This window comes from Natrinema hispanicum, assembly GCF_900111485.1.
GTDB lineage: Archaea > Halobacteriota > Halobacteria > Halobacteriales > Natrialbaceae > Natrinema > Natrinema hispanicum_A.
In genome coordinates this window covers 89,546-104,932 of record NZ_FOIC01000011.1, presented here as the reverse complement: position 1 = coordinate 104,932, position 15,387 = coordinate 89,546, and the positions used below count along the sequence as shown (strand labels likewise).

Genomic DNA, 15,387 nt, shown 5'->3' with positions numbered 1-15,387 from the left:
CGCGCACGCAAGGAGAACAACGTGGAAACTCACGTCGTGCTTTCGGCAGTCGCTCTGGTCGCGACGTCACTCACCGCAAAACAACAGGGAAAACCAGGACTGATACGTTCTCCCAGTCGCCTCATCTGACGGCCCCAGCCCGGAGTCGAAGCACGCGCCGCCTGAGAGGCATCGCTCTCAGGCGGCTCTATTCGTGATCGAAAACTGACTCAAACACCTGATTCAGCGAGCGTTTCTGAGACTTCTCTCACCGAATTGATTATCAGTCGGCAGATTCGAACTGGATCAGTCTCACGCTGCCATGTCTGACGAATTGATCTTGAACGTGCAACAGGCTATGCAAGACTGGTTCGGCGTCGTCGTCATGCTATGTTGGCTTATCGTCCCCGTCGCGATCGGCTACTTCCGGTTCAAGCGAACGGACCTGTAGTCCTCTCGAGCCACCCACAAATACAGCTTCCGCTGGCGTTTCCTCCGTCAATCGCACCTACATCCACAACAACTGCGCGTGTAGCGTCGAGCCGACCTCGAGGACGTTCGCCTCGTCGACGAAGCCCTCCTCGACGGCGAGTTCGACGGCCCGGGTGCCGACGATGTTGGCGACGTCTGCCTGCGCGAGGCTCTCGACGACTGCGCCTTCCTCGACCGCGTCGCCGCCGTAGAACTCTTCGGTGACGGTCAGCGAGAGCTCGCCTTCCTCGAAGGTCTCGCCGAGGACCTCCTCGTCGCAGACGGCGACCAGGAGCCCTTCCTGGGTCTGTCGTTCGTTGACGATCATTCGTTACTCGAGTTCCCACTCGCGGTCATCGTCCTCGCGCTCGTCGGCGTCGCCACCGCCGAGCCCGCCGAGTCCGAGGTCGTCGAGATCGATGTCTCCTTGCCGTTGTGGTGGCTGACGGCCTGCACCGCGACCGCCGCGTCCAGTGCCAGCAGCGGCTCCGCGACCGGCACCACCGCCGGTGCCGCCCGGTCCTTGCCCGTACTGTTGCTCGTGGTCGTCGATCATCTCCTGTTCGGCCTGCTCGCGCATTTGGTTTGCCTCCTCTGCGAGTTCTTCGGCCTGATCGTACTCGCCGAGTTCCTCGAGGATCTCGGCCTTTTCTTCGATCACCTTGGCGTTGCGCAGCCCGAGCCGGATCGCGTTGTCGATGCAGTTGAGCGCCTCCTCGGCCAGCCCGCGCTCGGAGAGGAAAAAGGCACGGTTGAACCAGCCGGCGGCGAATCGCTCGTCGATCTCGACGGCGCGTTCGGCGTGCTCGAGTGCTTCGGAGGTCTCGCCGAACTCCCAGAGGGCATAGGCGAGATTCGTTTCGGCGGTCGCGGCGTGTTCGCTCGCGTCGTCGATCCGCAGCGCCTCGCGGTGGGCCCCGATCGCCTCGTCCCACTCCTCGAGTTCGCCGTGGGCGACGCCTTTGTTCACCCAGGCCTCCTGTGCGAGTTTGTCGTCGTCGGCGAAGCGGGCAGTCCGCTCGAAGGCTTCGGTGGCCTGCTCGTAGCGGTTGATCTGCATGTAGTTCAGGCCGACATCGAGCAGCTCCTTTGCGTCGACGTCGTCTTTGGCGATGTTGTGCTCGTCTAACGTGTCGGTGACGACGCGGGAGTCGACCGGGTCGACCTTCGCCGGGTCGACGCCCAGCTCCGGCGGATCCAGATCGAACTCCTCGTACGGATCGCCAAAGCCCTCTCCCTCGGAGAAGCGATGGTCGCGCTCGTCTCGGTCAGTCATTGGTTGTATGTGGCAGCGACGACTGTTAAGGGCTGCGACCCGGCTACCAACGGCGTTCCGTCTGCACCGTCCCTGGCGCTTGCACACGGCCGCCGAGGCGTCTAGTGACGTCCCGAAGCGACTGCGTCACCGCCGCTGGATGGGGCAATCCGAGGCGGTACCGAACCCGGTCCTGTCGTTTGGGCGGGTCGAGCACCGCGGGTTCCTCGAGGTCCCAGATCCGCGCTCGGCCGCGCGCTCCGTGTCGGTCACAGATCGCGTTGGCTGCCCGGCGACCGGCTTCGTTCGCCGACTCCATCGAGGCCAGATCCGAGTTCGTTCGAACGTAGTCACTCGCGAGCGTGAGGTTCCGGACCCCGACATCGGCCGGCGGCCGGTTTCGCAGCGATCCGACAGTGTTGATCAACAGCGGCGAGCGGTTCTCGACGCGGTCGATGCTGGTGTCACTGTCCGTTCGTTGCGTCGCTGCCCCATCGTCGGTCTCGACGACTGCCGGATCGAGAAACCAGTCGACGAGTATGTCGTCGGTCAGGCCCACCTCGGACGCAGTGAGGTGGGCTTTCAGTTGCGCCCAGATCTCGTCGGCGATCTCCTCGCGCGTACACGCTCGCGCCGGCTTTTCGTATAGGATTCCCGGCGTATCCCAGTCGGAGGCGATCACCGAGAGGACGCCCGCGACGTCGTCGGGGCCGTGTTCGTCGAGGTCGTAGCCGGTCCAGAACTCGCGCTGGGCGATCGAGGTCAGCGCCCACGGCGCGTCGGCGTAGACCTGATGGCCACGCGGCAGATCGACGGGCTCGGAGAGGTAAAACTGGATGCCGCTCATCCAGGCCGTGTCCAGCCGTTTGATGCGCCCCAGTTCCGGCGCGAGCCGTTGCAGCGCTGGCGTGACGAACTTGGGGGCGACCTCGACCGGCACGGCCAGGACGTACTCGTCGGCGCTGACTGTGTCGCCGTCAGCCAGTACGACGCCGGTGACGTGGGTCCTATCGGACTCGAGTCGCTCGACGGGCGTGTTCAGCCGGCATTCGACGCCAAGCGACTCGAGATGACGGACCCAAGGATCGATCCAGGCCTCGTTCGTCGGCGCGTTCAGGATGCGTTCGGTCGGCCGCGTCGGGTCGAGCTGGCCGAACAACAGTTGCAGATAGATGGTGCCGATGGTTCGGGCGCTCCCGACCTGCGGTCGGAGAGCGACCAGCGCCTGGGTGGTGTAGGCGAGCCGATCGCGAAACGCCTGCGAACGGTTCTCGGCGTCGATGAACTCCCACCAGGAGATGTCGTCGAGTTCACCCTCGCGGCGATCTTCGCAGGCGGTCAGCAGGTACAGCAGTCGCTCGAGCAAGAAGCGGACGTCCTCGCGGGGCAAGTCCTCGGCGAACGCCGGGCGAAACGCCTCGAGCCACCCTCGCACCGAGTCGGGCGTGCGCGTTTCGGCGATCCGGCCCGGGCCCGTCGTGGTCGCGATCAGGGTCGCCTCGGTCTCGACGAGGTTGTCCGCGACAGTGCCGTCACCGTCGGGGATCCGTTCCATCGTGTCGATGACGTGGCGGTAGAACGCCGGGAAGAACCGAAACCCGTGTTCGCCCTGCAGCGCGTCCGGTGTGTCGCTGATCGGCATCGATCGGGCCTTCCCGCCGAAGCGGTCGTTGGCCTCGAGGACGGTCACGTCGAACCCGCGTTCGGCGAGTTCGTGGGCCGCGGTCAGGCCGCCGATTCCACCGCCGATCACGGCAACGTCTGTCATTGTACTCTTCTGTGGTACCGATCTACATAACGGGCGTCCCTAACTACACGGCCCCCTGCCCGTCACGCTTGAGTAGGCTGCCCACGAGGACTCGAGTATGCGACTGTTCGTCAGCGTCGACCTTCCCGACGACTTCGCACAGCCGGTTGCCGACTTGCAAGCCGAGTTCGAAGACGCCAGTGGCCTCTCGTTTACCGATCCCGAGCAGGCCCACATCACGATGAAGTTCCTCGGCGATGTCGATGCGGATCGCCTCACCGATCTCGAGCGGGCACTCGAGGCAGCCGTCGACGACGCCGGCGTCGATCCCTTTACCGTCCGCTACGGCGGTCTAGGCGTCTTCCCGACCCTCGAGTACATCAGCGTCCTCTGGCTCGGTGTCAAACAGGGCGGCGAGCAACTCACCGCGCTCCACGAACCGATCGAAGCGCGGACGACCGACCTGGGGTTCGACCCCGAAGACCACGACTTTACACCCCACGTCACGCTCGCGCGGATGGAACACGCCGGCGGGAAGGAACTGGTTCAGGAACTCGTCGAAGAGCGCGATCCGACGATCGGCGAGACGCGCGTCGACGAGGTTCGCCTGACCGAAAGCACCCTCACCGAGGACGGGCCGGTCTACTCGACGGTCGCGTCGTTCCCCCTCGAGTAGCTGCCGCCGTCAGACCAGAAGTTCGAACGCCGACTGGTCCCTGAACGCTCACTGTAGCCCGTCTATACGGAATATAATCACGAAATACAGAACGAGGAATAATGGTCCGGTGTCATGTATCTGCGGTGCGACGATGGCACCCGGCTCCGACGAGTCCCCGTCGAACGAACGCAGCTGGTGGCACGTCTCACGCCGTGAAGCCCTCCGCGATATCTGCGCCGCCGTCGGCGGCGCAGCCCTCGTCTCGCCGGTCGGTGCGTCGGAGACGACCGCCGTCGGCCACGGCGGCGACGCAGCCGTTCGCGTTCGGGTCCACCCCGGTTCCGTGCCGCTCCAGGCGCGATTAGGAGACGGGCTCGATGCATTGCGTCGCAGCTGGCCGGCACCGTTCCGTGACGCGCTGGCGGCCATCGAGGCGGCGTTCGATCAGGTGCTTGCATACGCCCGCGAGCAATCCCGGCTCGAGTCCCTCGAGATCGCCATCGAGCGCGGGCGTCCGATTCGGTTTCCGCCGTCCATGCGGTCGCTGTCCCCCGGCGCCGTGCTCCCGTCGCTCGAGCGTCTCCTCGACCGATTTCGTGAGCGATTGCGCACTCACGATGTGCTCGCCGGCAACACTTGTCATGTGCTGTTACACTGGTCACCGCTGAACTATCGGGTCGGCTACGGCGGCACGCTGTCGCCGAACTCGCTGGTCGGAGCAGGCGATACCGGCGACGCACAGACAGTCGTGAACGTCGGCGCGACGGAACGCTGGGACTCGCGAGCCGTGACGCGGAACATGGCGATCCACGAGACGATCCACACCTTCCTCTCAGAGCCGATCACCGAGGAGGTCGTCGGGACACGCTGTGAGCACGCTCTCGGAACGGCAATCCGGACGGACCCGACCACGCTCGAGATCTCGCCGATCGCTACCGCCTACGCCGGTCGGGACCGGATCGGTTCCGGCACTCGCTTTCATGGCACCGGCTGTTACGACCACGATCAGTTCTCTCGCCATGACGGGACCGACGGTATCGACACCTGGACGTACACGACCGCCCTCAGCGACGCCACCTGTGAGGCGATCACCCGCACCCTCGAGCGCCGCTTCGAGGCCTGATACCCCGCATGGCGTTCGGGCGTCTCGTGTCGACGAGGACGCCGAGATGACCGTGATCACTCGTAGCTCATCGCCGTCGTGAGCGACTGGCGGGGTGCCCTGCGAGATGGACAAGATTTTAAGCCAGCATGGGCTACGTCCGGCCACTATGGGTAAAAAATCGAAGGGCAAGAAGAAGCGGCTTGCCAAACTCGAGAACCAGAACAGCCGGGTGCCGGCCTGGGTCATGATGAAGACTGACATGGACGTCCAGCGCAACCCGAAGCGACGCCACTGGCGGCGAAACGACACTGACGAATAACGATGAGTGCAAGTGATTTCGAGGAACGCGTCGTAACCGTTCCACTGCGTGACGTCAAGAAGGGAGCCAACCACGCGGCCGCCGACTACGCGATGCGGCTGGTCCGTGAACACCTCGCGAAACACTTCGCGGTCGACGAGGAAGCCATTCGACTGGACCCCTCGATCAACGAGGCAGTCTGGGCGAACGGCCGCTCCAACCCGCCGCGAAAGCTGCGCGTCCGCGCAGCCCGCTTCGACGAAGAGGGTGAAACCGTCGTCGAAGCCGAGGTCGCCGACTAAACTTGCAACGCCTCGCCTTCGCCGGGTCGGCCTACGTCGGCGTCTTCGCCCGCGCGACCGACTCGTGCGTGCTCGTTCGCCCCGACATCGACGACGACGTCATCGCCGACCTGACAGACGAACTCGAGGTGTCAGCAGTGCCGACGACCGTCGGCGGCTCCTCGACGGTCGGCGCACTAGCGACGGGTAACGAAAACGGCCTGCTCGTCAGTTCCCGCGTCCTCGAGTACGAACGCGAGACGATCGAGGAGGCAGTCGACGTGCCCGTCGCCGAGCTGCCGGGGACGATCAACGCTGCCGGGAACGTCGTCCTCGCGAACGACTATGGGGCCTACGTCCATCCGGACCTGCCCCGCGAGGCGGTCCAGATCGTCACGGACACGCTCGACGTGCCCGTCGAACGCGGCGATCTCGCCGGCGTCCGCACCGTCGGTACCGCCGCCGTCGCCAACAACACCGGCGTGCTTTGTCATCCGAAGGCCACCGACGCGGAACTCGACGCGCTCGAGGACGCCCTCGACGTGCGAGCCGACGTCGGCACGGTCAACTACGGCGCGCCGCTGGTCGGCTCCGGCCTGCTCGCCAACGACACCGGCTATGTCGTCGGCGAGGACACGACCGGACCCGAACTGGGCCGGATCGAAGACGCGCTGGGCTATCTCGACTGAACTGAACCGACCGGTTCTGGACTCGAGTACTGTCTCGGCCGCCGTCGTTCTGTTACTGGCGTTCGAACCGGTGTAACACGACCTCGCTGTCGTCGTCCCACTCGAAGTTCTCGTGGGCACGATCGAGGACGTGCTTGTACGCCTCGAGGTCGTCCATCCCTTCGGCCTGTGCGTCTTCGTCGGTCAGATCGCCGAGCGTGCGCTCGCGGATGTCGGTCACTTCGAAGGTCGTCCCGTCGATCGTGAACGTATCACCTTCGTCGGCGTACTGGTTCCCGCGGTGAATCTGTGTCACGTCGCCCTCGAGGGCCTGCGTCTGCATTCGCTCGCTGGGCAACAACTCGCTGGGATCGAGTTCACTCATGCCCGCGGATTCGGCCCGACGCGGTAAAATCGTTGACCCTCCATCGGTGGGCGCTCCGCGGTCGCCGTCGGTTCGGCATCTCTTCGTGTCGGCTCCGAACGGCCGAACCGGAAGGGAAGATTCTTCCGACTGCCTGCCGGAGGGGTAGCCATGAGTCAATTTACGGTCAGTGGTCAGTTCAAGAGCCGCGACGGCTACGCGCCGTTCGAGACGAGCATCGAGGCCGAAAACGAGAACGTCGCCCGCGAACACACGCTCTCCCAGCTCGGGAGCCAGCACGGACTCAAGCGAACCGAAATCAAACTCGACGAGGTATCCGAACAATGAGCCAACAGCAACTTCAGCAGCTCTCCCAGCAGCTTCAGGAACTCGAAGAACAGATCGAAAGCCTCCAGACGAACGTCGAGGCAATCCAGCAGGAAAAAACCGAGGTCGACGAGGCCATCGACGCCGTCGAGACGCTCGAGACCGGCTCGACCGTCCAGATGCCGCTTGGCGGCGGTGCGTACCTCCGTACGACCATCGAGAACATCGACGAAGTGATCGTCGAACTCGGCGCTGACTACGCCGCGGAGTTCGAGGAAGCCGACGCCGTCGACGCCCTCGAGAACAAGAAAGAGCGCCTCGACGAGCAGATCGACGAGCTCAACGAGGAGATCGCCGAACTCGAGACCGAGAGCAGCGAGCTCGAACAGCAGGCCCAGCAGCTCCAACAGCAGGCGATGCAACAGCAGATGCAGCAGATGGGACAGGGCCAGGGCCCCGACGAGTAACGCGGCGGTCCCCACTCGATACCTATGTTCGATAACCTGAAAGAGAAGCTCGGAAGCTTCCGCGACAGCGCTGAAGAAGCCGCTGAAGAGAACGTCGAGGACGTCGACGAGGCCGACCTCGAGGAAGAAGAACTCGAGACCGTCGAATCGGAGGCGGAACCCGACGCTGCGGAAGCCACCGATACTACCCCCGACCCGGGGGCCGATGAGCCAGCTGCACCGGCGACAGCCACGGCCGAGACGGAACCGGAACCGGAGCCAGAGCCAGAGACGACCGAGTCCGCATCTGGGGACGCGGCTGGGTCTGCAGGGCAGGAGTCGGCGACCGATGCCGCTCCCGACCGTCTCGAGGCCGACGACGCCGCTTCGGTTTCGGAGACGGCTGCTGACGAGCCCGCAGAGACGGCGACGTCCGACGAGGAACCGGCGGACGAGGGCGACGACGACAGCGGTGGCGGGCTCGGGATCGGTGCTAAGGCGCGATCGCTCTTCGGCGGCTCTAGCGGCGACGCGGACGCGGACGCCGACACAGACGTTGACGCTGATACCGACGCGGAGTCGGACGTGGAGACGCCCACCGAGGACGAGCCTTCACCATCGCCCGCGGACCCGGCCGAGACAAGCGATGCTCGGGAGTCGACGGGCGATACAGACGAGGCGACCGGCGATACCGATACCGACGCCGATGCTGACGCCGACACCGACGCTAACGGCGGCACCGGCTTCGGCGCGAAGGCCAAATCTCTCGTCAAAGGGAAGTTCGTCATCGAAGCGGAAGACCTCGAGGGGCCCTTGCACGAACTCGAGCTGGCGTTGCTCTCGAGCGACGTGGAGATGGGCGTCGCCGAGGAAATCCTCGACAATCTCCGTGACGAGTTGATCGGCGAGACACGGACGTTTACGACCTCGACCGGCGAGGTCGTCGAGGAAGCCTTACACGATGCGATATACGACGTGATCAGCGTCGGGCAGTTCGATTTCAACGAGCGGATCGCTATCGAGGACAAGCCCGTGACGATCGTCTTCACCGGCGTCAACGGCGTCGGCAAGACGACGACGATCGCGAAGCTGAGCCGCTACTTCGAGGAACGCGGCTACTCGACGGTGATGGCCAACGGTGACACCTACCGTGCCGGGGCCAACGAGCAGATTCAGGAACACGCCGACGCGCTGGACACGAAGTGTATCAGCCACGAACAGGGTGGCGACCCCGCGGCGGTGCTGTACGACGCCGTCGAGTACGCCGAGGCCAACGATATCGATATCGTCCTCGGTGATACGGCGGGTCGACTCCATACCGACGAGGGGCTGATGGACCAACTCGAGAAGATCGACCGCGTCGTCGGCCCGGACATGACGCTGTTCGTCGACGAGGCCGTCGCCGGACAGGACGCGGTCAACCGCGCCCGCGAGTTCAACGACGCCGCCGAAATCGACGGGGCAATCCTGACGAAAGCGGACGCCGACTCCAACGGCGGGGCAGCGATTTCGATCGCACACGTCACCGGGAAGCCGATTCTGTTCCTCGGCGTCGGGCAGGGCTACGACGACCTCGAACGGTTCGACCCCGAACAGATGGTCGACCGGCTCCTGGGCGAAGACGAGGAGTAGGCCACCGCCCGGCGATCGCCGATCATATCAATTGTCGACCATTTCAGAAGACACTTATTATCTGTCAGAAACGTCCATGTATGAGCCGCCCTCCCTCCCGGCGTACCCTCCTCGCATCAGTGACGGCCACGGTGGCGGTTACAGCGGGCGGTTTCGAGCGCGGATCGAACGCCACGGAGACACCGTCACTCGAGTCCGGCACCGTTTCCCCCGACTGGTATGAGTGCAACGCGGTTGTGCGTCCCGAACCTCCTGCACCGGCCGACGACGATGCACTCGCGCCCAACCCGTATCCGGCACCGCCGTCGGCGCTCAGCCCCGCCGCAGTTCGCGACCGATCGGCCGACTCGTCACTGAGAGACGAGACAGTCGCATACGTCACCGAGTTCGAGCGGTCGTATCGGCAGAACGGATTTCTCGCCCGGTATGGCGCGACAACACGAACGTTCGAACTCCGACGGACGGGCTATCGAACGCGGACGCTCGGCTCATCGTCGAACCCAGCGATCATGGTGGCGATCCGCTACGATCTCCGGCTGGGGACCCAGCAGTCAGCCACCGGCCCACGCGACCAATGGGACATCCACACCGTCTACTACGTCGACGAGCACGTCGTTCTCCGGGCACGATACCACGGTGTCGCTGGTGAACTGTCGTTCGAACCCGATCCGCGAACACACGGCGAACTCGTCGCCTGTTTCGGCTGAAAACGCCGACTCGGTCAGATAACGACGCCGGATTGCAAGATTGCAATGAGGAGTGTCAGCGCCGGGATCGAAAGCAGGGTCGTGAGAAAGACACACGTCGAGACGTATTCGGAGACGAGTACCCCCTCGGTGCGGGCGCTGCCGGCGAACTCGATGACGAGAATCAGCGGCGTCACAGCGGCGGGCATCGCGGTCTCGAGGACGAACACGCGCGCGACGGTCGGTTGCTCAAAGCCAAGCACAAGCGCGATTCCAAGGCCGACGATGGGTGCGACGCCCATCTTGAGCGCCGTTGCGGGCCAAGCCCGCGAGACCGCCGCGGCGGTGTCGGTGCGTGCGAGTTGAATTCCGAGGATAAGCAACATGAGCGGGATCGCGGCGTCGCCGACGAGTTGGAGCGTCTCCATCGCTGCCGTCTCCTCGGGCGGGACCAGATTCAGTGCCCGCGCGAGCAGCGCCGCGCCGACGGCATAGACCAGCGGAATGTAGAACACTCGACGGACGCCCGCAAGCCCGGCCGACCCGCTACTTCGGGAGGCGAGGTAGACGCCGACGGTGTACATCAACACCGACTGGACCGAGAGAAAGAGGACGGCCGTCCCGCGCCCGAGGTCGCCGAACGCGAAATCGGAGACGGGAATCCCGAGGTTCCCCGAGTTACAGAAGATCGCGACCAGCACCAGCGCGCTCAGCGCCGGCTCTTCCTCGCCGACGGCGCGTCCGACGAGTTCGGCGATCCCCCACATCACCGCGGTGAACGCGACGATGCCGATCGTGACCCGCAGGAGCGTCGCCGCCTCGAGTTGCGTAGTGGCGAGGCTGTGAAAGACCAGCGCGGGTGCCAGTACGTAGACGACAGCCGTGTTCAGCGGCTCCGGATCGATCTCCTTGACGGTTGCGAGTACGTAGCCGACACCCGCAATGGCGATGATCGGCCCGATTGCAGAGCCGAAGATACCGAGCAGATCAGCCATCGATCGGGGTCCGGCGGTCACATCGTAACGTTCGATTGAGGGGACTCAGCGGCCGTGAGACGATCGCACCTTGCATAACGGAGCGATATACTGGTTGCGGCCGATATGGGGGTTCCGATCGCGTTTTCGTCTGGGTGCACCGTCCCGTGCTTTCTTCTGACAGTGCGACTCTATCAAATCCGATTTGACCACCATGCATTGGACGGGAATTGGGCTATTTGTACTGGCGTTGAGCGTCGTACGATGGCACAAGATGAGCACATCTCCCGGCGGCGGATGCTTCAGCTGACAGGTGTCGCGGCGTCGACAGCGCTTGTCGCCGGTTGCGGTGGTGGTGGTGGGAATGGCGGAAATGGCGGTAACGGCGGTGGCGGTGGTGGCATAGAGATCGAGCCCGGTACGGCGATCGAATTTGATGGGCAGACGTCCGGGTGGGAAGGGATCGCACCCTCGGCGATCGAGGGCGAGGTGAACCCGACGCTGATCCTCCAGGAAGGAGAAACGTACGAGATCGGCTGGACGACTGGTGACGGTGCCGAGCACAATATCGAAATCCGTGATGAAAGCGACGAGGTCATCGACGACCTCGCGACTGAGGTCGTCACTGAACCCCAAGACCAGTGGCTCGAGTTCGAGGCCAGCAGGGAGATGACGACGTACATCTGTCAAGTCCATCCGACGACGATGATCGGCGATATCGGGTGGGTTGAAGACGGCGGTGGCGGCGGTGGTGGCGGGAATGAAACCGGAAACGAAACCGGAAACGAAACTGGAAACGAGACCGACGGAAACATGACCGGCTAACAACTGCGACTTTCGCACCTCGTGGCAGTTCTCGCGGTGACGCGACGGACCCAGCGCGCCCTCCTCGAGATGCGAAAGCCAGTAGCAACGATATTGTGTTGTCGGATAGACCCCTCACTGCGTGTGACCTGCCGTCGTTCTTTAAGTGCCTCTGGTCATAAGGTGAAGATACGACGGGAGAACGGATCCTTCTCGGACAGCTTCGACCGCAGAGCATTGCTTCTCGGCGAGGTCGTTCTAAACCGCGCTTTCCTCGTGTGGTCAGGGGACAGTGACTATCAGTGGCTACGATAGCCGATCCGCCAGGTCATCGAGTCCGTCGGCGATCAGATCGGGTTCTGCGCCGAAGGGGTCCCATGGCGTCGCCTTTCGGTCGAGCCAGACGCCTTGCATCCCGGCGTGGATCGCCCCCTGTACGTCGAACCACAGCGCCGAGACGTGGGCGAGTTCGTCGATCGGCGTCCCCGTCCGGCCGGCAGCGTGGCGGTAGAGATCGGGATCGGGTTTGAACGTCTCGAGTTCGTCGGCGCTGATCGTCTCGACGACGAGATCCTCGATGCCGGCGTGGTCGACCATCGATTCGAGCATCTCGGGATTGCCGTTCGAGAGGACGTACGTGTCGTAGCCGGCTTCGTGCAACCGCTCGATGCTCGTTCGCACGTCGTCGAAGACCTCGAGTTCGTGGTACACTTCGAGGATTGCCTCGCGGTCGGCGGGGGACACGTCGAGCCCGTGGGCCGCAAGCGCGTAGGTGAGCGCGTCCCGGTTGATCTCGTAGAACGTCTCGTAGTCCTCGAGGTGGGTCGCGACGAGCGTATACTGCATCGAGCGCTCCCGCCACGTCTGCGAGATCGGTGTTGGGTCGTCGATGTCGGTGTGTTCCGTGAGCGCGGCTGCGGTTGCATCGACGTCGACGAGCGTGCTGTAGGAGTCGAACGTGACCGTCGTGATACGGTCGGGATCAAATGCCATGGCGGCAGTATGGTGAGGAGTGCCAAGAACGTGGGTCGTTCGTTTCGCCGTCAAACCAGTCGACCGAGAGTTTGATCACCGGATCGACCGAAGCCGCTTAGTACGACCACCGACTGGTATCGTCCGTGAATCCCTCGAATTGGCGGACCTACCTCGTGACGCAGGCGTCGCTGTCAGGCGATCGGACGACGCCGGAGATCGTTCGTGCGGCCATCGACGGCGGGATCGACGCCGTCCAGTTGCGCGAAAAGGAGATGAGCGCCCACTCGCGGTACGAACTCGGTCACGAACTACGCGAGCTCACGGCCGCGGCGGGCGTCGATTTGATCGTCAACGACCGGATCGACATCGCACAGGCGATCGACGCCGACGGCGTCCACGTCGGCCAGTTGGACCTGCCGGTCGCAGTCGCTCGTGACCTGCTCGGACCGGACGCGATCGTCGGCTGTTCGGCGTCGACAGTTGCCGCCGCTCGAGAAGCTGAAGCCGACGGGGCGGACTACCTCGGCGTCGGAGCCGTCTACGGCACTTCCTCGAAGGACGTCGACGACGCGAAAGACGGCGTCGGCCCGGAGCGGATCGCCGCGATCGCCGATGCGGTCTCGATCCCGATCGTCGGCATCGGCGGGATCACGGCCGACAATGCGGGGGACGTCGTCGAGGCGGGTGCGTCCGGCGTTGCCGTCGTCAGCGAGATCACGGCGGCCTCACAGCCCCGTATCGCGACCGAGGCGCTTACTGATGTCATCGAAACTACAAAGTCGGTTGCTACCGGAGAACACGGACGATGAGTGTAACCGATGTCGCCGCCGCTGCCCTCACGGACTCGATCCGGACGGTTCGCGGGACCGAACCGCTCGTTCAGTCGTTGACCAACACGGTGACGATCAACGACGTCGCGAACGTGATCCTCCACTGGGGTGGGCTGCCGGTGATGGCCGATTCGCCCGGTGACGCTGGCGAAATGGCCGATCTCTCGAGTGCCCTCTTGATCAATACCGGCCAGATACCGGATGACCGCGTCGAGGCGATGCACGAAGCCGGCCGGAACGCCAACGAGCGTGGCATCCCGGTCATCCTCGACCCGGTCGGCGTCGGGTCGACACCCTCGCGCGAGGCGGTCGCCGAGAGTCTGCTCTCGGAGATCGAGTTTACCGCCATCAAGGGCAATTACGGCGAGATCGCCGCGCTCACGGGCGTCGAAGCCGAGGTCAAGGGCGTCGAATCCGTCGGCGACTACGAGGACATCGAGCGGACGGCCAGTTCGCTCGCCGAATCGACCGACGCGCTCGTCGTTGCCTCCGGCGTCGATGACGTCGTCGCGGACGCCGACGGCGCGGTCCGACTCACTGCCGGCCACGAGATGCTCGGCGAGGTCGTCGGCACCGGCTGCATGCTCGGTGCAACCGTCGCGACCTTCTGTGCCGCCCTCGAGAATCCCCACGAAGCCGCCGTCCACGGCACGCTCGCATTCGGTCTCGCTGGCGAGCGGGCAGGTGAGATGGACCATACGGGGCCGGGCAGCTACCGGACGAACTTCCGCGACGCTGTCGCCGATATGACGGTCGCAAGCGTCGCCGAGTTCGACCTCGAGGACCAACTCGAGCAGGTCCTTTGAGTGCGAGCGACTAGCCTCATCTCCGCAGGTGCCGTTTCCTCGAGCTGACAGGTGTTGAAACCGTTTTGCTACTCTCCGGCGAAGCAACCCGTATGAGTCGAGACGAACTCGAGCACGCGGCCGAATCGATCCGACAGGCAGCCGACGCCGCGTCCGACGACGAGGCGCAGGACCGACTCCAGAATCAGGCAGCGACGTTCGACGACTACGCTCATGCCGACCGTGGTCCGGACCACGGTCAACTCGCACGCCACGAACATATTCTGAACGACATCGCGGACGACGAGGGCGGTGCCGTCGCATCGAATCTCGAGGACGCGCTCGCGTCGATCGGCGCGTTTCGGGAAACGGTCGAGGGCGTGTAGGGCGCTCGAGGCGGTTCGTGATCGTCCACTGCGACGGTCGAGACGACGGCTCGAAACCGGAAGTCGGCATCCGAGAGGGTCAGCAGACCGGCTTCGGGTTCGCGCCCATCGCCTCGAGTGACTCGGCGTACTCGTCGTAGGCGGCCTCGATCGCACCTGCCGCGGCGTCCTCGGCCCGGTCCCGGTCGTCGTCGGTCTCACAGACCGTCTCGAGCAGTGATTTCGCGCGCTCGAGTTGGTCGTCTAAGTCTGCCCCGAACTCGCGGAACAGGCTGGCGGTCTGTGGGTCGGCGTCGCCGACGAAGTAGCCGACGACCTGGTTTTTCGACCGCTGGCTCGCGAGGATGCGGCCGACGAACGCGCCGACGCGCTCGACAGTATCGTCGCGCTCGCGCAGGTACTCGTGGAGCTGTGGCGTCGCCCGTGGTTCGTAGTCGTCGGCAGCGAGTTTCTCATCGACGGTCTCGTAGTGGTCCCGTTCTTCTTCGGCCGTGGTCTCGAAGGCTGCCTGTACCTCGTCGTTGCTCTCGTCGTCGGCCCACGCGCTAAACGTCTGCCAGGCGGCGTACTCGGCGTCGGCGGTCGCCTCGAGAACCGGCTCGGTGTCGATGTCGCCCCCAGTGTCGGCGTACAGTGACTTCGAGGAGCCAAGTCGCGAGAGTGCGGTCTGGTTGTCCTCGGTGATGGTCTCGACGAACGTGTCCGGATCAGTCATG

At 64.4% G+C, this 15,387-nt stretch carries 21 protein-coding genes; 14 read left to right on the top strand and 7 right to left on the bottom strand.

Going from position 1 to position 15,387, the window contains the following annotated elements:
* The first annotated feature begins 325 nt into the window (after window positions 1-325).
* Window positions 326-430 (top strand): ABC transporter permease subunit, encoded by a 105-nt coding sequence (locus tag BSG09_RS20200; RefSeq protein ID WP_394328123.1) that lies wholly within the window; start codon window positions 326-328, stop codon window positions 428-430.
* A gap of 57 nt (window positions 431-487) precedes the next feature.
* Here the strand turns inward: BSG09_RS20200 and BSG09_RS11905 are convergent, their stop codons facing one another.
* The 3 genes from BSG09_RS11905 to BSG09_RS11895 are packed head-to-tail and all read right to left on the bottom strand — an operon-like array spanning window position 488 to window position 3,473.
* Window positions 488-778: a DUF424 domain-containing protein gene (locus BSG09_RS11905; protein WP_092933377.1), complete on the bottom strand. Its 291-nt coding sequence runs from the start codon at window positions 776-778 to the stop codon at window positions 488-490.
* A gap of 3 nt (window positions 779-781) precedes the next feature.
* Complete coding sequence (locus BSG09_RS11900; protein ID WP_092933376.1) at window positions 782-1,726, bottom strand: tetratricopeptide repeat protein; 945 nt, start codon at window positions 1,724-1,726, stop codon at window positions 782-784.
* Window positions 1,727-1,769: 43 nt separating this feature from the next.
* The gene (locus tag BSG09_RS11895) at window positions 1,770-3,473 is read right to left on the bottom strand and encodes a hydroxysqualene dehydroxylase (RefSeq protein WP_092933374.1); all 1,704 of its coding nucleotides are present in this window, start codon (window positions 3,471-3,473) and stop codon (window positions 1,770-1,772) included.
* Window positions 3,474-3,570: 97 nt separating this feature from the next.
* On the opposite strand from BSG09_RS11895, the gene thpR reads away from it, so the two are divergent.
* From thpR to BSG09_RS11870, 5 genes are all read left to right on the top strand, one after another.
* Window positions 3,571-4,128 (top strand): RNA 2',3'-cyclic phosphodiesterase, encoded by a 558-nt coding sequence (gene thpR / locus BSG09_RS11890; protein ID WP_092933372.1) that lies wholly within the window; start codon window positions 3,571-3,573, stop codon window positions 4,126-4,128.
* Window positions 4,129-4,261: 133 nt separating this feature from the next.
* Complete coding sequence (locus BSG09_RS11885; protein ID WP_092933370.1) at window positions 4,262-5,233, top strand: hypothetical protein; 972 nt, start codon at window positions 4,262-4,264, stop codon at window positions 5,231-5,233.
* Between the two features lie 148 nt (window positions 5,234-5,381).
* On the top strand, window positions 5,382-5,534 hold the full coding sequence (locus BSG09_RS11880; protein ID WP_008013763.1) for a 50S ribosomal protein L39e: 153 nt from the start codon (window positions 5,382-5,384) through the stop codon (window positions 5,532-5,534).
* Window positions 5,535-5,536: 2 nt separating this feature from the next.
* The gene (locus tag BSG09_RS11875; RefSeq protein ID WP_092933368.1) at window positions 5,537-5,815 is read left to right on the top strand and encodes a 50S ribosomal protein L31e; all 279 of its coding nucleotides are present in this window, start codon (window positions 5,537-5,539) and stop codon (window positions 5,813-5,815) included.
* A gap of 2 nt (window positions 5,816-5,817) precedes the next feature.
* On the top strand, window positions 5,818-6,483 hold the full coding sequence (locus BSG09_RS11870; protein WP_092933366.1) for a translation initiation factor IF-6: 666 nt from the start codon (window positions 5,818-5,820) through the stop codon (window positions 6,481-6,483).
* Window positions 6,484-6,535: 52 nt separating this feature from the next.
* On the opposite strand, the gene BSG09_RS11865 is transcribed toward BSG09_RS11870, so the two are convergent.
* Window positions 6,536-6,847 carry an ASCH domain-containing protein gene (locus BSG09_RS11865; RefSeq protein WP_092933364.1) on the bottom strand — a complete coding sequence of 104 codons (312 nt, stop codon included), beginning with the start codon at window positions 6,845-6,847 and terminating at the stop codon, window positions 6,536-6,538.
* A gap of 150 nt (window positions 6,848-6,997) precedes the next feature.
* On the opposite strand from BSG09_RS11865, the gene rpl18a reads away from it, so the two are divergent.
* The 4 genes from rpl18a (at window position 6,998) to BSG09_RS11845 (ending at window position 9,938) form a co-directional block, all read left to right on the top strand.
* The gene (rpl18a, locus tag BSG09_RS11860; protein WP_092933362.1) at window positions 6,998-7,174 is read left to right on the top strand and encodes a 50S ribosomal protein L18Ae; all 177 of its coding nucleotides are present in this window, start codon (window positions 6,998-7,000) and stop codon (window positions 7,172-7,174) included.
* Window positions 7,171-7,620 carry a prefoldin subunit alpha gene (pfdA, locus tag BSG09_RS11855; RefSeq protein ID WP_092933360.1) on the top strand — a complete coding sequence of 150 codons (450 nt, stop codon included), beginning with the start codon at window positions 7,171-7,173 and terminating at the stop codon, window positions 7,618-7,620. The genes rpl18a and pfdA overlap by 4 nt, the downstream gene beginning before the upstream one ends.
* A gap of 24 nt (window positions 7,621-7,644) precedes the next feature.
* On the top strand, window positions 7,645-9,231 hold the full coding sequence (ftsY, locus tag BSG09_RS11850) for a signal recognition particle-docking protein FtsY (protein WP_092933358.1): 1,587 nt from the start codon (window positions 7,645-7,647) through the stop codon (window positions 9,229-9,231).
* A gap of 80 nt (window positions 9,232-9,311) precedes the next feature.
* Window positions 9,312-9,938 carry a hypothetical protein gene (locus BSG09_RS11845; protein ID WP_092933356.1) on the top strand — a complete coding sequence of 209 codons (627 nt, stop codon included), beginning with the start codon at window positions 9,312-9,314 and terminating at the stop codon, window positions 9,936-9,938.
* A 14-nt stretch (window positions 9,939-9,952) separates the two neighbouring features.
* On the opposite strand, the gene BSG09_RS11840 is transcribed toward BSG09_RS11845, so the two are convergent.
* Window positions 9,953-10,912: an AEC family transporter gene (locus BSG09_RS11840; protein ID WP_092933354.1), complete on the bottom strand. Its 960-nt coding sequence runs from the start codon at window positions 10,910-10,912 to the stop codon at window positions 9,953-9,955.
* Between the two features lie 276 nt (window positions 10,913-11,188).
* On the opposite strand from BSG09_RS11840, the gene BSG09_RS11835 reads away from it, so the two are divergent.
* The gene (locus tag BSG09_RS11835; protein ID WP_092933352.1) at window positions 11,189-11,716 is read left to right on the top strand and encodes a hypothetical protein; all 528 of its coding nucleotides are present in this window, start codon (window positions 11,189-11,191) and stop codon (window positions 11,714-11,716) included.
* 285 nt (window positions 11,717-12,001) lie between these two features.
* Here BSG09_RS11835 and BSG09_RS11830 read toward each other — a convergent pair whose 3' ends face one another.
* On the bottom strand, window positions 12,002-12,688 hold the full coding sequence (locus BSG09_RS11830) for a haloacid dehalogenase type II (RefSeq protein ID WP_092933350.1): 687 nt from the start codon (window positions 12,686-12,688) through the stop codon (window positions 12,002-12,004).
* Window positions 12,689-12,813: 125 nt separating this feature from the next.
* Between BSG09_RS11830 and thiE the strand changes: the two genes are divergently transcribed.
* The 3 genes from thiE (at window position 12,814) to BSG09_RS11815 (ending at window position 14,671) form a co-directional block, all read left to right on the top strand.
* The gene (gene thiE, locus BSG09_RS11825; protein WP_092933348.1) at window positions 12,814-13,479 is read left to right on the top strand and encodes a thiamine phosphate synthase; all 666 of its coding nucleotides are present in this window, start codon (window positions 12,814-12,816) and stop codon (window positions 13,477-13,479) included.
* Window positions 13,476-14,306 carry a hydroxyethylthiazole kinase gene (gene thiM, locus BSG09_RS11820; RefSeq protein ID WP_092933346.1) on the top strand — a complete coding sequence of 277 codons (831 nt, stop codon included), beginning with the start codon at window positions 13,476-13,478 and terminating at the stop codon, window positions 14,304-14,306. The genes thiE and thiM overlap by 4 nt, the downstream gene beginning before the upstream one ends.
* Before the next feature lie 92 nt (window positions 14,307-14,398).
* Complete coding sequence (locus BSG09_RS11815; protein ID WP_092933344.1) at window positions 14,399-14,671, top strand: DUF7553 family protein; 273 nt, start codon at window positions 14,399-14,401, stop codon at window positions 14,669-14,671.
* 79 nt (window positions 14,672-14,750) lie between these two features.
* Here BSG09_RS11815 and BSG09_RS11810 read toward each other — a convergent pair whose 3' ends face one another.
* Entirely contained in the window at window positions 14,751-15,386 is a 636-nt protein-coding gene (locus tag BSG09_RS11810; protein ID WP_092933342.1) for a rubrerythrin family protein, read from the bottom strand.
* Window position 15,387: the final 1 nt, after the last annotated feature.

What these genes read in the sequence shown, in the direction of transcription:
- BSG09_RS11900 (WP_092933376.1), bottom strand. Translation starts at nt 1,726, where the DNA reads ATGACTGACCGAGACGAGCGCGACCATCGCTTCTCCGAGGGAGAGGGC.
- rpl18a (WP_092933362.1), top strand. Translation starts at nt 6,998, where the DNA reads ATGAGTCAATTTACGGTCAGTGGTCAGTTCAAGAGCCGCGACGGCTAC.
- ftsY (WP_092933358.1), top strand. Translation starts at nt 7,645, where the DNA reads ATGTTCGATAACCTGAAAGAGAAGCTCGGAAGCTTCCGCGACAGCGCT.
- BSG09_RS11885 (WP_092933370.1), top strand. Translation starts at nt 4,262, where the DNA reads ATGGCACCCGGCTCCGACGAGTCCCCGTCGAACGAACGCAGCTGGTGG.
- thpR (WP_092933372.1), top strand. Translation starts at nt 3,571, where the DNA reads ATGCGACTGTTCGTCAGCGTCGACCTTCCCGACGACTTCGCACAGCCG.
- BSG09_RS11840 (WP_092933354.1), bottom strand. Translation starts at nt 10,912, where the DNA reads ATGGCTGATCTGCTCGGTATCTTCGGCTCTGCAATCGGGCCGATCATC.
- BSG09_RS11895 (WP_092933374.1), bottom strand. Translation starts at nt 3,473, where the DNA reads ATGACAGACGTTGCCGTGATCGGCGGTGGAATCGGCGGCCTGACCGCG.
- BSG09_RS11880 (WP_008013763.1), top strand. Translation starts at nt 5,382, where the DNA reads ATGGGTAAAAAATCGAAGGGCAAGAAGAAGCGGCTTGCCAAACTCGAG.
- BSG09_RS11815 (WP_092933344.1), top strand. Translation starts at nt 14,399, where the DNA reads ATGAGTCGAGACGAACTCGAGCACGCGGCCGAATCGATCCGACAGGCA.
- thiM (WP_092933346.1), top strand. Translation starts at nt 13,476, where the DNA reads ATGAGTGTAACCGATGTCGCCGCCGCTGCCCTCACGGACTCGATCCGG.
- BSG09_RS11835 (WP_092933352.1), top strand. Translation starts at nt 11,189, where the DNA reads ATGCTTCAGCTGACAGGTGTCGCGGCGTCGACAGCGCTTGTCGCCGGT.
- BSG09_RS11830 (WP_092933350.1), bottom strand. Translation starts at nt 12,688, where the DNA reads ATGGCATTTGATCCCGACCGTATCACGACGGTCACGTTCGACTCCTAC.
- BSG09_RS11905 (WP_092933377.1), bottom strand. Translation starts at nt 778, where the DNA reads ATGATCGTCAACGAACGACAGACCCAGGAAGGGCTCCTGGTCGCCGTC.
- BSG09_RS11865 (WP_092933364.1), bottom strand. Translation starts at nt 6,847, where the DNA reads ATGAGTGAACTCGATCCCAGCGAGTTGTTGCCCAGCGAGCGAATGCAG.
- BSG09_RS11845 (WP_092933356.1), top strand. Translation starts at nt 9,312, where the DNA reads ATGAGCCGCCCTCCCTCCCGGCGTACCCTCCTCGCATCAGTGACGGCC.
- pfdA (WP_092933360.1), top strand. Translation starts at nt 7,171, where the DNA reads ATGAGCCAACAGCAACTTCAGCAGCTCTCCCAGCAGCTTCAGGAACTC.
- BSG09_RS11810 (WP_092933342.1), bottom strand. Translation starts at nt 15,386, where the DNA reads ATGACTGATCCGGACACGTTCGTCGAGACCATCACCGAGGACAACCAG.
- BSG09_RS11875 (WP_092933368.1), top strand. Translation starts at nt 5,537, where the DNA reads ATGAGTGCAAGTGATTTCGAGGAACGCGTCGTAACCGTTCCACTGCGT.